Below are 13,152 nucleotides of genomic sequence, written 5' to 3'. Positions count from 1 at the left end.
TTCGCCATCCCCCATGTCTCACGGTCTCAATCTCGCGCAGCAGGAAGCTGTCAACTACATGCACGGTCCCTGCCTGGTGCTTGCAGGCGCAGGCTCGGGCAAGACGCGGGTGATCACTCACAAGATCGGCCGCCTCATCCAGGCCGGTCTTGCGCCGCAGCGCATCGCGGCCATCACCTTCACCAACAAGGCCGCCGCGGAAATGCGCGAGCGCGCCAAGGACCTGATCGGCAAGGACGCGCGCAAGGTCGTCGTCTGCACCTTCCACGCGCTGGGCGTGCGCATGATGCGCGAAGACGGCGGAGTGCTCGGTCTGAAGCCCGCATTCAGCATCCTCGATGCCGACGACGTCACCAAGATCCTGAAGGACGCCGGCGGCACCACCGACGCGGCGACCGCGCGCATCTGGCAGTGGACCATCAGCAAGTGGAAGAACATGGGCCTGAACGCAGCGCAGGCCGAGGCCCAGGCCGCCGACGACAACGAGCGCATCACGGCCAAGATCATGGCGCGCTACGAAGAGCGCCTGCAGGCCTACCAGAGCGTCGACTTCGACGACCTGATCGGCATGCCGCTGAAGCTGCTTCACGATTTTCCCGAGGTGCGCGCCAAGTGGCAGGCCGCGCTGGGCCACATCCTGGTGGACGAATACCAGGACACCAACGCCACCCAGTACGAAGTGCTGAAGGCGCTGGCCGGCGAGAAGGGCCAGTTCACCGCGGTGGGCGACGACGACCAGTCGATCTACGGCTGGCGGGGCGCCACGCTCGACAACCTGCGCAAGCTGCCGGTCGACTACCCGACGCTGAAGGTCATCAAGCTCGAGCAGAACTACCGCTCCACCAGCGCCATCCTGCGCGCGGCCAACAACGTGATCGGCCCCAACCCCAAGCTGTTCCCGAAGACGCTGTTCTCCGAGCTCGGCGAAGGCGAACCGGTGCGCATCGTCGATGCCGACAGCGAGGTGCACGAGGCCGAGCGCGCGGTGGCGCGCATCGTCAGCATCCGCGCGGGCGACGCGCTCACGCAGGGCAAGCAGTACAAGGAGTTCCGCGACTTCGCCATCCTGTACCGCGCCAACCACCAGGCGCGCGTGTTCGAGCAGGCGCTGCGCAAGGCGCAGATCCCGTACAAGGTGTCGGGCGGGCAGAGCTTCTTCGACCGCGCCGAGATCAAGGACCTCTGCGGCTGGTTCCGGCTGTGGGTCAACAACGACGACGACCCGGCGTTCCTGCGCGCCATCACCACGCCCAAGCGCGGCATCGGCCACACCACGCTGGCGAGCCTCGGCACCTTCGCGAGCCAGTACAAGCTCAGCCTGTTCGAGGCGCTGTTCAGCCCCTCGCTGCCGAGCGTGATGCCCAAGCGCACGCTCGAGGGCATCCACGAGTTCGGCCGCTACATCAACGATCTCGAATACCGCGCGCGCCGCACCATGGGCGCGGAAGACTCGCGCGCCTTCATGCTCGACTGGCTGAAGGAGATCGACTACGAGAAGCACCTGTACGACGGCGAGGACAGCGAGGCCGCCGCGGCATCGCGCTGGTCGAACGTGCTGGAGTTCGTCGACTGGATGTCGCAGCGCGCCGGCGGTGCGCTCGACGACACATCGGGCGCCGACAGCAACATCGAGACCGAGCGCAAGAGCCTGCTTGAGGTGGCGCAGACCATCTCGCTGCTGTCGACCATCAGCGAGCGCGAGCAGGACCAGAACGTGGTCACGCTGTCCACGCTGCACGCCTCCAAGGGCCTCGAGTGGCCGCACGTGATGCTGATCGGCGTGAGCGAAGGGCTGCTGCCCTTCAAGCTCGACGACGACAACGGACGACAGCAGAAGGTGAGCGACGACACGCTGCAGCGCCTTCAGGAAGAGCGTCGCCTGATGTACGTGGGCATCACGCGTGCGCAGCGCAGCCTGGCCGTGAGCTGGACCAAGAAGCGCAAGCAGGGCCGGGAGATGGTGCCCTGCGTGCCGAGCCGCTTCATCGCCGAGATGGGCCTGGACAAGGCCACCATCAAGGAAGACCCGCGCGAGAAGCTCAAGGCGCTGCGCGCCGAGTTCGCACGCAAGGCGCAGGACAGCGCGGCCAAGGCCGCGGCTGCCGCGGCAGCGCCATGAGCGCGGCCCGCCTCCCGCTCGCCGCCGCGCTGCTCGCCGGTGCGGCACTGCTGGCCGGCTGTGCCGCCGGCCCCGGCGGCGTTCGCGGCAGCAACCCCGACTGCCCCACCGACGCACGCGACCTGCCCCCGCAGGCGCTCTACGGCCGCTGGGAAGCCCGCTTCGACGGTCTGCCCGCCGTGTCCGCGGTGCAGCTCGGCAAGCACCCCGACTACGAAGGCGTGCGCGGCACCATCACCCGGGGCGCGCCCGACGCGTCCCGCGCGGGCAAGGCCACCGTGGCGCAGCTCGCCGGCGACGTCGACGACGAAGGCGCCCTCTCCATCGACGAATCGCTCGACGGGCGCGCCATCAGCGGCGTCTGGTCGGGCAAGCTCCAGGCCGGCTCGTGCGGCCGGGAGTTCAGGGGCACATGGCGCAACGCGGCGGACGAGAGCGTCCACCCGTTCGTCCTGAGCAAGGCAGCCTCACAGGAAGGAAAGCAATGAAGAGCACACGACCTCATCACTTCGGGTTCGGCACGCTGGCGGCCATGGCCGCCTGCCTGGGCGGCGCGGCCACGGCGCACGCGCAGGCCGTCGACAAGCCCGCGAGCCCGCTGGCCGACGCGCAGCTCACCTGGCAGCAGTGCACCGCGCTCGGCGCCAACAACGAGGCGCGGCTGGCCTGCTTCGACCGCTGGGCGCAGCAGCAGACGCTGCCTTCGGTGTCGGTGCCGGTGGCGCCGCCGGTGCTCGCGAGCACCCAGGCCCCGCCCGTGGACGGCGCCGTTCCGGCCACGCGCGTGGTCTCGGTGGCCACCACCGAAGGCTGCCGCGACCGCCAGTACTCGACGCTCTCGCGCTTCTGGGAACTCGAGAACGCCACCGACTGCGGCACCTTCGGCTTCCGCGGCTATCGCCCGCTCAACGTGTCGGTGTCGGCCGCCACGAAGCGGCCCGACACCCCCACCTCGCCCTCGGCCGACCACACCGCCGACCCCGTGGCCTACCAGGCCAACGAGATGCGCATCGGCCTGTCGGTGCGCACCAAGCTGGCGCAGGGCCTGCTCACGCAGAACGACCCGGTCAAGAAGGACTCGCTGTGGTTCGCCTACAGCCAGCAGTCGACCTGGCAGCTGTTCAACGGTGCGATCTCGCGGCCCTTCCGCACCACCGACCACGAACCCGAGCTGATGTATGTCTACCCGACCGACTTCAAGCTGCCGGGCGGCTGGCGCTGGCGCTACGCGGGCCTGGGCATCGTGCACCAGTCGAACGGCCAGACGCTGCCGCTGTCGCGCAGCTGGAACCGCGTGTACCTGATGGGCGGCGCCGAGCTCGACGACCGCTTCACCATCACCGGCCGCATCTGGAAGCGGATTTCCGAGAATGCCGCGAAGGACGACAACCCCGACATCGCCGACTACATCGGCCGCGCGGAAGTCACCGGCCGCTGGAACCTCAACCGCGAGAACCAGCTTGCCGTGACGGTGCGCAACAACCTGCGCGACAGCGGCCGCGGCTCGATCCGCCTCGAATGGCTCAAGGCCATCGGCGACCCGACCAAGAGCAACCTGCGCTTCCACACGCAGCTGTTCTCGGGCTACGGCGATACGCTGGTCGACTACAACCGCAAGCGCACCGTCCTGAGCATCGGCCTGAGCCTCGTGGATTTCTAGGCTCGCCCCCAGGCTTCGCGGCACTTCGTGTCCGCTGCTCCTTCCCCCTACCGGGGGCAACACCCGAGGCCCGGCGAAGCCGGTTCCTCGGTGTCCCTGGACTCGCCCCCAGGATTCGCGCACTTCGTGTCGCTGCTCCTTCCCCCTACCGGGGGCAACACCCGAGGCCCGGCGAAGCCGGTTCCTCGGTGTTCCTGGACTCGCCCCCAGGCTTCGCGCACTTCGTGTCGCTTCTCCTTGCCCTGCCGGGGCAGCACCTGAGGCCCGGCAGCCCGGCTCCCCGGCGTTTCTGGCCTAGGATGCGGGACTCCATCGAACGCAGAATGGTCTTCTCATGAGCCAAGACACCCTCACCCCCGCCGACGACACGCAGCGCGAGATCATCGCGGCGCTGCATGTCGCACCCGTCTTCGACGCCGCGAAAGAGCTGGCGCGCCGCGTCGACTTCCTTGCCGACTACCTGAAGCGCACCGGCCTGAAGACGCTGGTGCTCGGCATCAGCGGCGGCGTCGATTCGCTCACCGCCGGCTGCCTCGCGCAGCGCGCGGTCGAGAAGCTGCGCGCCACCGGCTACGAGGCGACCTTCATCGCGATGCGCCTGCCGTACGGCGTGCAGAAGGACGAGGCCGAGGCGCAGGCATCGCTCGCGGTGATGAAGCCCGACCGCACGATCACCGTCGACATCCGCCCTGCGGCCGACGGCATGCTGGCCGCGCTGAAGGCCGGCGACCTGAAGTTCCGCGACGCGGCGCACGAGGACTTCGTGCTGGGCAACATCAAGGCGCGCGAACGCATGATCGCGCAGTTCGCGGTGGCCGGCGCGCACGACGGCATCGTCATCGGCACCGACCATGCGGCCGAGGCGCTGATGGGTTTTTTCACCAAGTTCGGCGACGGCGCGGCCGACATCACGCCGCTCACCGGCCTCAACAAGCGCCGCGTGCGCGCGGTGGCGCAGCTGCTCGGCGCACCCGACGCACTGGTCTACAAGGTGCCTACCGCCGACCTCGAGTCGCTGGTGCCGGGCAAGCCCGACGAGGACGCGTTCGGCGTCACCTACGAGCAGATCGACGACTTCCTCGAGGGCAAGCCGGTGTCGGCGCGGGCCCGCGAGATCATCCTGTCGACGCACCGCAAGAGCGCGCACAAGCGCGCGCTGCCCGTCGAACCCGCGCCCCCCGGCACCGCGGGCTGAAGCCCATGACGCCCGAAGCCATGACGCAACAGGACATGCGCCAGGGCTTCGATGCCCTGCGCGCCGCGAACCTGCGCGCACCCACGCCGCCCTGGCCCGAGCGCGCCGACCGGCTCGAGCGGCTGCGCGCGCTCATGCTGGCGAACCGCGCGGCGATCGCCGCGGCCATCAGCGCCGACTTCCACAACCGCGCGGTGCAGGAGACCGAGCTCGCCGAGCTGTTCCCCTCGGTCGAAGGCATCGACCATGCGCTGCGCCACGGCAGGCGCTGGATGCGCGTGAAGCGCCGCAGCACCGGCCTGTGGTTCAAGCCGGCGTCGTCGAGGCTCATGCCGCAGCCGCTGGGCGTGGTCGGCATCGTGGTGCCGTGGAACTACCCGCTCTACCTGGCCGTGGGGCCGATGACCGCCGCACTGGCTGCGGGCAACCGCGTGATGGTCAAGCAGTCGGAGTTCACGCCGCGCTTCGCCGAGCTGTTCGCCGCGCTGGTGCGCAAGGCCTTCGCGGCCGACGAGATCGTGGTGGTCAACGGCGACGCCGAGGCCGCGCGCGCCTTCTCCGCCCTGCCCTTCGACCACCTGCTGTTCACCGGCTCGACCGCCGTCGGCCACCAGGTGATGCGCGCGGCCAGCGAGAACCTCACGCCGGTGACGCTGGAGCTCGGCGGCAAGTCGCCCGCGATCATCGGCCCCGGCGCGAACTTCGAGAAGGCCGTCGAGCGCATCCTCGTGGGCAAGACGCTCAACGCGGGCCAGACCTGCATCGCGCCCGACTACGTGCTGCTGCCCGAAGGCCAGCAGCAGCGCTTCGCGGACACCGCACGCCGCCTGTTCTCCGCGATGTACCCGGGCGTGGCAGGCAACGCAGACTACACGAGCATCGTGAGCCCGCGCCACTTCGCGCGGCTGCAGGAACTCGAAGCCGCGGCCCGGCAACAGGGCGCCGTGGCGCTCCCCTTGACCGACGCGCCGCCCGACGCCGCCACGCGCTGCTATCCGCCGGTGCTGCTGACCGGCATGAACGACGGCATGCGCGTGATGCAGGAAGAAATCTTCGGCCCGCTGCTGCCGGTGCTCGGCTACGCCGATATCGGCGAAGCCATCGCCTACGTCAATGCACGGCCGCGCCCCCTGGCGCTCTACCTGTTCGAGAAGGACGGCGCCATCATCGAGCGCGTGATGCACGACACGGTGGCCGGCGGCGTGTCGATCAACGAGACCCTGATGCACGTCGCGCAGGACGACCTGCCCTTCGGCGGCGTCGGCGCGAGCGGCATGGGCTCGTACCACGGCGAGCACGGCTTCCAGACCTTCTCGAAGATGAAGCCGATCTTCCGGCAGTCGGCCTTCAACGGCGTCGGCCTCTTTCGCCCGCCCTACGGCAAGACCTTCGCGCGGATGATGAAGCTGCTGCTGCGTTAGCCAGGTCTCGGGCCGGGGCCCTCGATATACTGAGCCGTCACGTCCGGACACGACGTGATCGGGATTGGCGTCCCGCTGAAATCACTGCGACACAAGCCGCAGTCACCCCGCATGGTCCGCGGCTTTGTCGTTCGTGCCTCCAGTTTTTGGCGGCTCGACGGGAGGGCTCGCGCCCTGCCGGTTTCACGCAAGTGGTTTCCCGGTACGCCAACCCGTCGAGCTGCCGCCCTCGATTGGCGTTGGAGGCGGCGGTTTCTGCAAACCGAAACCTCTGGAGGCTCTCATGGCCAGCCCCGCTCTTGCCCCGTCATTCCCTCAAGCCGCCAGCGCTGCCGCCGACGCGACGTCGAAGCATGCCCCCTCTTACCTCGACCCCGAGTCCCTTGCCTTGCAAGCGAGCGACGACATCGAGCACCTGCGCAATCTCCACTGTGTGAGTGCATGCATCGAGAAACTCGTTCTTCCTCAGCATGTGAACGACACCGAAGAGATGCCTCCCACGCGCTCGGAGCTGGGCGCGCTGATGCGGCTCGTCAACGATGAACTGCACCGCCGCATCGATGCAGCCGACGCGACGATCCAACTGCTGCGAAGTGTTGTCCGCACGTCGCCGCAAACCGCCGATCACGTGGCAGACCTCTCCAGCGGCGATGGCCCGACAGCAACAGGGCCGAGCCACGCCGCGCCCGGCAGTTAGCCCACCCGCCGCGTCACGACCTTCCAGCGGCCCGCACCGAGTTCGGCCGCATACGGCGCAGGGATGCCCACGGTGAAGCCGTTGTCGGCAATGACGGCGTCGTAGGCGCACACGGGCTGCCCCTGCGCGTCGTACAGGGTCCAGCTCACGGGCGTGCCGTCGGGCGCGGCGTGCGCCACATGCATCGAGGGCGCGCCGACGTTCGCGCCCACGTGGGCGTAGCGCGCGTCCACGGCCATCGGCGCATGCGCGGGAAAGGGTTGGCTGCCGGGCAGGTCGAACCACTCGTCGTGCGCCAGCAGGCTGGCCTGCGCCACCTGCCAGACGCGGTGCCGCAGGAAGTGCTGGTCGGCGAAACGCGCCGAGAACGGCCTGCTCGCCAGGTAGGCCCGCATCTCGCCCGCCACGTCCACCAGCATGCCGCCGCAGGCGCCCCACAGGCCGGCGAGCATCAGTTCGGAGTGCGAGGGGTAGTCGCGCATCAGGTGGAACCAGCAACCCGAGGCGCACCAGGCCTGCACGGCCGCCTGGTCGCGCGTGGACAGCAGCGCATCGGCGTCGCGGAACTGCACGCGGTCGACCGCCGGGTCATCCAGCGCCAGGAAGCGCCACATGGTGCCCGGCAGGCCCTCGCCGCCGGCGGCCTGCGCATCGACGACGGCCGCGCCCTCCTTCAGCAGCCGCTCGCGCACGGGCGGCGGCACGGAGCCGTCGACGTAGAAACGGCAGGTCCACTGCGGGAACAGCGTGCGCGCCGCGCGCACGTTCAGCACCGCCATCTCGCAATAGCGCGGGTCGCGGCCGAACAGGCTGAAGGCGATCAGGTTGCGTTCGCGCGCGGCCGGGTCGAACGGCGGCGGAGGCACCGGCCCGTCGCACGTGGCGGCGGCGGCGGCGGGCTCGCGCGCGGCCTCCTGCATCTTCAGCCGCAGCGACGCGGTGCCGTACTCGCGCACGTCCTCGCGCTTGCCCAGCTGTCCGGCCGCTTCCGCGAGTCCGTCGAAGGTGTTGGCGGTCTTGAGGTGCTGGATGGCGCGGCGGTAGGTGTCGTAGGCCTCCTGGGGCTGGCCCAGGCGCATCTGGCATAGCGCCACGTCGGCCAGCGGCTGCGGGCTGTGCGTGGCATGCCAGGCCTGCATGGCGAACTTCAGCGCCTGCGCGTAGTCGCCCTGCGCGAACGCGGCCCGGAAACGCTGGCCCATGAAGTCCAGCGCCTGCTGCGTGACGCCCGGCGCACGCCGCGGAAGATGCTGGATGCCGCGAATGTGGGGGGCCGCCATGCGCGTCATCTTTCGCGCAGTGCCTCGCGCGCCTTGTTCAGCGGCTTCAGCAGGTAGTCGAGCACGGTCTTGCTGCCGGTGTGGATGTCCACCGTGGCGATCATGCCGGGCACGATCGGGAAGTTCTCGCCGGCCTTGTTCTTCAGGTGGTCCGCGTCCGTGCGGATGTACACGCGGTAGTAGTACACGTCGCGCTTCACGTCGTCCTGGATGGTGTCGGGCGAAATGGTGGTCACCTTGCCCGGCAGGCCGCCGAAGATCGAATAGTCGTAGGCCGTCACCTTCACCGTGGCGTCCTGCCCCGGGTGGATGAAGGCCACGTCGCGCGGCGAGATGCGCGCCTCCACCAGCAGCTTCTCGTCCAGCGGCACGATCTCCATGAGCTTGCCGCCGGGCGGCAGCACGCCGCCCACGGTGGTCACGACGATGTCCTTCACGATGCCGCGCACCGGCGAGGCGAAGGTCAGCCGCGTGAGCGAATCGGAGCGCCCGCGCGTCACCGAGCGCTGCGCCTCGATCTCGGCATTGGCCTTGGCGAGGTCCTCGCGCGCCTTCACGTAGTACTGGCTCTTCAGGTCGGCGGCCTTGGTCTCGGCCTCGTTGATCTGCCGCTTCAGCCGCAGCACCTCCACGTCGCTGGCCGCGCCGCGCGCCACCAGCGGCTCGGTCAGCGCGAGTTCGCGGCGCATCAGCACCAGCGCCTGCGTCACGCCGGCCAGGCTGCTGGCGAGCTGCTCGCGGCGCGACTGGTAGAGCGCCGTCTCGGTGCGCACCAGGTCGGGCTCGGTGCGCACCTCGGCCGGAAACACCAGCGGCGTGCCGCCCACCTCGGCCGTGAGCCGCGCCGACATGGCCAGCGCCGCGCGCACGCGCGAGGCGCTTTCCTGCACCGTCGACTCGGTCTTGGTGCGGTCCAGCTGCGCGAGCACCTGGCCCGCCGCGACGATGTCGCCCTCGCGCACCTTGAGGTCGACCAGGATGCCGCCTTCCAGCGACTGGATCATCTGCTCGCGCGACGACGGCACCACCTTGCCGGTGCCGGTGGACACCTCGTCGAGCCTGAAGTACCAGGCCCAGGCGAGCATGGCGGCCAGCAGCGCCGCCACGATCCACACCACCAGCGAGGCGCGGGGCAGCGGCGGCTCCACCGGCGCGTAGCGGCGCTGGTCGGCGCGGGCCGCCTTCGCGCCGCTGCGCGGGCCGGCGGCAGGAGGCTGGTGCGCGAGGTCAGGCGTGGCCATGGGAGAGCTTTCCGAGAATCTGGTCCTTCGAGCCGTCCATCACGATGCGGCCGCCCTCGACCACCACGATGCGGTCCACCCACTGCAGCACCGGCATGCGGTGCGTGGCCACCACCAGCGTGCGCGGCGCGAGCCACTCACCCACAGCATCGATCACCTGCCGCTCGGTGACCTCGTCGAAATGCGCGGTCGGCTCGTCGAGCAGCACGATGGAAGGCTGGCGGATCAGCGTGCGCGCCAGCAGCAGCGCCTGGCGCTGGCCGCCCGACAGGCCCAGCCCGCCCTCGTGGATCAGGTCGTCGAGTCCCTCGGCGCGCGAATGCACGAAGGGCAACGCGCCGGCCATCGCGATGGCCTCGAGCACCTGCGTGTCGGTGGCCATCGGCATGCCGAGGGTGACGTTCTCGCGGATCGAGCCGTGGAACAGCCGCGCGTTCTGCGTGAGCAGGCCCATGTCGCGCCGCAGGTCGGCCGGGTCGATCAGCCGCAGGTCGAGCGCGTCGAGCGACACATGGCCGCGCTGCGGCGCGTGCAGCCCGGCGAGCAGCTGCAGCAGGGTCGACTTGCCCGCGCCCATGCGCCCGAGCAGCGCGATCTTCTCGCCAGCCTTGATCTGCAGCTGCGCCAGCGCGAGCGCCGGGGCCTTGTCGTCCTTGCCGTAGCGGAACTCCACGTTGGCGAGCGCGTAGTGGCCGTTCAGCGCCGGCACGTGCACGCGGCGCGCATGCTCGGGCTGGTCCACGGGGCGCTGCATGAGCTGGTCGAGCCCGGCGCGCGCCACCTTGGCCTGCTGCCAGCGCGCGAACACGCCCGACAGCTGCGCCAGCGGCGAGATCATGCGCGAGGCGAGGATCGACGAGCCCACCAGCGCGCCGGTGGTCATGTCGCCCTTCATCACCAGGAAGCAGCCCGCCAGCAGCACCACCGCGTAGACGATGCCCTGCACTTCCTGCGTCCACGTCATGAGCAGTCCGGTGAGGAAGCGCTGGCGCATGCTCACGCTGGCGGCCACGTCGTTGGCGTGGTTCCACTGGTTCTGGAAGCGCGGCTCGGCCCGCATCAGCTTGATGTCCTCGATGCCTTCGACGGCCTCCACCAGCAATGCGTTGCGCAGCGCCGACTCGCGCATGCCCTCGTTGGCCAGGCGCGCGAGCGGCTTCTGCACCAGCAGGCCCGGAATCACCAGCAGCGGCACCGCTGCCAGCGCCACCCATGCCAGCGGGCCGGCCACCATCCACAGCACCACCAGGAACAGCACGAAGAACGGCAGGTCGGCCACCGCGCCGATGGTGGTGGAGGTGAGCAGCTCGCGCACCTGCTCCACCTCGCGCACCTGCGCGATGAACGAGCCGGTGGACCTGGAGCGCGCGTCGTTGCGCACGCGCAGCGCATGGCCGAACACCAGGTCGGACACCTTCAGGTCGGCGCGCTTGCCGATCACGTCGGAGATGTGGGTGCGCGACATGCGCAGCACGAACTCGAAGGCCACCGCCAGCATCACCCCGCCGAACAGCACCCACAGCGTGGACTCCGACTGCGCGGGCACCACGCGGTCGTAGATCTGCATCGAGAACACCATGCTCGACAGCGCCAGCACGTTGGCGAACACCGAGGCCAGCACGATGTCGCCGTAGCGGCGCCAGTCGCGCAGCGCGATCGACCAGAACCAGTTGGCCTCGTAGGGCTTGATGTAGTCGTCCACCCGCGAGTCCGGCACCGCCGTCTCCGGCCGCAGGATGGCCACGCGCCGCGCACGCCGGCGCAGCTCTTCCACCGGCACCGCGGTCTCCAGGCCGTGGTCGCCGCCGAGCAGCACGCCCAGCTGGCCCTTGCCGTCGGCGGTGCGCACCACGCCGACCTCGCCGTCGTCGAACTCCACCACCAGCGGCAGCCGCCACGGATCGAGCTGCGCGTCGGAGAACGCGTCCAGCCGCAGCGCCAGGCCGAGCTGGCGGGCCATGTGGTCGAGCAGCGTGTCCAGCGGGGCGCCGCGCTCCCAGGCCAGCGAGACGCGCGCGCTTTCCTCCGAGGCGCCGATGCCGTAGTGCCGCGCCACGTAGACCATGGCGTCGAGCCAGCTCGTGTATGCGCGCGGAAGCTCCCTTGCGTTCATGGCAGCAGCTCCATGCCCTGGACCGTGGTGTTGTCCAGCCCGTAGAAGGCGCGGGCCTGGCCCGTGGCGCCGATGTAGCCGACGCGGCTGGCCCAGAGGTCGTGCAGCACGGCCTCCTGCTCGGCGGCGGCCTGGTAGATCTCCTGCTCGGCGTTGAGCAGGTCGAGGATGGAGCGCGTGCCCAGCGTGTACTGCTCGCGGTAGAGGTCGCGCGCCTCCACGATGCTGCGGCGGCGGTCGGCCAGCACGCCCAGGCGCGCCTGCGCACCGATGACCTGCTCGCGGTAGTTGCGCGCCTGGTCCACGGCATTGAGCCGCGCGGTCTCGATGCGCATGCGCGCCGCGTCCTCGGCGGCGCTGGCGGCGCGCACCTGCGCGTCGAGCGCGCCGCCCTGGTAGATCACGCTGGTGAGGTTGAGCATGACCGTGTGGTACGTGCCGTTGCGCTCCAGCGTGGCGGGGTTGATGCCGCCCATGGCCTTGTTGACGGAGGCGTCCACGCTGAGCGTGGGATAGCGGTTGGCCCGCGCGATCTCCAGTTGCGCCGAGGCGGCGCGCCGCTCGGCCTCGGCCGCGAGCACGTCGGGCAGCAGGCTGGTGTCGGTCGGCGCCTCCACGCTCAGCGTGCGCGCCAGGCCGTCGGGCAGCGCCGCCACCGTCGGCGGCACGCCGGGGCCGAGCAGCGTGCCCAGGCGCTCGCGCCACTGCGCGAGCTGCGACTTCACCTGCAGCATGTTGGCGCGCGCGCTGTCCACGCGCGACTCGGCCTGGATCGGATCGGCCTTCGTGCTGAGCCCGGCGTTGGCGCGCAGCCGCGCGGTCTCGAGCACCGCCTCCACCGCGCGCACCTGGTCCTGCGCGATCTGCAGCAGCGACTGGTAGCGGTGCGCCATCACCACGGCCTCGGCCGCCTGCTGCGCCACCGCGTCGATCTGCTTGAGGATGCCCGCCTGCTGGCGCCGCACAAGCGCCTGCGACTGCGCCACCGCGCCGTCGACCTTGCCGAAGTCGTAGAGCATCTGCGAGACGGAGGCCGAGGCCACCGTGCCGGTGCTGCCGCCCTGCGCGGCCGGCGCGTTGCTGGTGCCGCCGCCCACGCCCACACGCACCTGCGGGTAGTAGCCCGCGCGCGCCACGTCCACCCCGCCGGCCTGCTGCGCCAGCGTGGCGATGGCGTCGGAGATCGACGGGTGGCGCGCCACCGCCTGTCGCACTGCCTCGTTCAGTTCCAGTGGTTGGGTGCTGGGCGGCGCCTCGGGCAGCGGCCGCGCGGGGCGCAGGTCGAGCTCCTTCGCCAGCGAACTCGGAGCGAGCCGACGCGCGACCTTCAGGCCGCCGTCGTCGGCCTGCGCGAGGACCGGCAGGCCGGCCTGGCCGGCCAGCGCCAGCCATGCGAGCGCATGGAGGGCGGTGCGCGCCTTCACCC

The 13,152-nt window shown here is 70.4% G+C and carries 10 protein-coding genes; 6 read left to right on the top strand and 4 right to left on the bottom strand.

Annotated elements, in window-relative coordinates; genetic code table 11:
- Positions 1 to 13 precede the first annotated feature (13 nt).
- The 6 genes from AACL56_RS06165 (at position 14) to AACL56_RS06140 (ending at position 7,092) form a co-directional block, all read left to right on the top strand.
- A complete protein-coding gene (locus AACL56_RS06165; RefSeq protein WP_339088941.1) occupies positions 14 to 2,119 on the top strand; it encodes an ATP-dependent helicase in 2,106 nt (701 codons plus the stop codon).
- Entirely contained in the window at positions 2,116 to 2,607 is a 492-nt protein-coding gene (locus AACL56_RS06160) for a hypothetical protein (RefSeq protein WP_339088940.1), read from the top strand. The genes AACL56_RS06165 and AACL56_RS06160 overlap by 4 nt, the downstream gene beginning before the upstream one ends.
- On the top strand, positions 2,604 to 3,779 hold the full coding sequence (locus AACL56_RS06155; protein WP_339088939.1) for a phospholipase A: 1,176 nt from the start codon (positions 2,604 to 2,606) through the stop codon (positions 3,777 to 3,779). Before AACL56_RS06160 ends, AACL56_RS06155 begins: the two co-directional genes overlap by 4 nt.
- A 334-nt stretch (positions 3,780 to 4,113) precedes the next feature.
- Positions 4,114 to 4,974: an ammonia-dependent NAD(+) synthetase gene (gene nadE / locus AACL56_RS06150; RefSeq protein WP_339088938.1), complete on the top strand. Its 861-nt coding sequence runs from the start codon at positions 4,114 to 4,116 to the stop codon at positions 4,972 to 4,974.
- 5 nt (positions 4,975 to 4,979) lie between these two features.
- A complete protein-coding gene (locus tag AACL56_RS06145; RefSeq protein WP_339088937.1) occupies positions 4,980 to 6,395 on the top strand; it encodes a coniferyl aldehyde dehydrogenase in 1,416 nt (471 codons plus the stop codon).
- 283 nt (positions 6,396 to 6,678) lie between these two features.
- Positions 6,679 to 7,092 carry a hypothetical protein gene (locus AACL56_RS06140; RefSeq protein ID WP_339088936.1) on the top strand — a complete coding sequence of 138 codons (414 nt, stop codon included), beginning with the start codon at positions 6,679 to 6,681 and terminating at the stop codon, positions 7,090 to 7,092.
- Here the strand turns inward: AACL56_RS06140 and AACL56_RS06135 are convergent.
- Genes AACL56_RS06135 through AACL56_RS06120 form a run of 4 tightly spaced genes read right to left on the bottom strand, consistent with a single transcriptional unit; the run spans position 7,089 to position 13,150 of the window.
- Complete coding sequence (locus AACL56_RS06135; RefSeq protein WP_339088935.1) at positions 7,089 to 8,372, bottom strand: tetratricopeptide repeat protein; 1,284 nt, start codon at positions 8,370 to 8,372, stop codon at positions 7,089 to 7,091. The genes AACL56_RS06140 and AACL56_RS06135 overlap by 4 nt on opposite strands.
- A gap of 5 nt (positions 8,373 to 8,377) precedes the next feature.
- Positions 8,378 to 9,613: an HlyD family type I secretion periplasmic adaptor subunit gene (locus AACL56_RS06130; protein ID WP_339088934.1), complete on the bottom strand. Its 1,236-nt coding sequence runs from the start codon at positions 9,611 to 9,613 to the stop codon at positions 8,378 to 8,380.
- On the bottom strand, positions 9,600 to 11,726 hold the full coding sequence (locus AACL56_RS06125; protein ID WP_339088933.1) for a type I secretion system permease/ATPase: 2,127 nt from the start codon (positions 11,724 to 11,726) through the stop codon (positions 9,600 to 9,602). The genes AACL56_RS06130 and AACL56_RS06125 overlap by 14 nt, the downstream gene beginning before the upstream one ends.
- Positions 11,723 to 13,150, bottom strand: coding sequence for a TolC family outer membrane protein (locus AACL56_RS06120; RefSeq protein ID WP_339088932.1), 1,428 nt, complete (start codon positions 13,148 to 13,150; stop codon positions 11,723 to 11,725). Before AACL56_RS06120 ends, AACL56_RS06125 begins: the two co-directional genes overlap by 4 nt.
- Positions 13,151 to 13,152 lie beyond the last annotated feature (2 nt).

The organism is Variovorax paradoxus (genome assembly GCF_902712855.1).
GTDB lineage: Bacteria > Pseudomonadota > Gammaproteobacteria > Burkholderiales > Burkholderiaceae_C > Variovorax > Variovorax paradoxus_Q.
The sequence above is the reverse complement of the archived record's forward strand: the minus strand, read 5'-3'. Positions and strand labels throughout refer to the sequence as shown.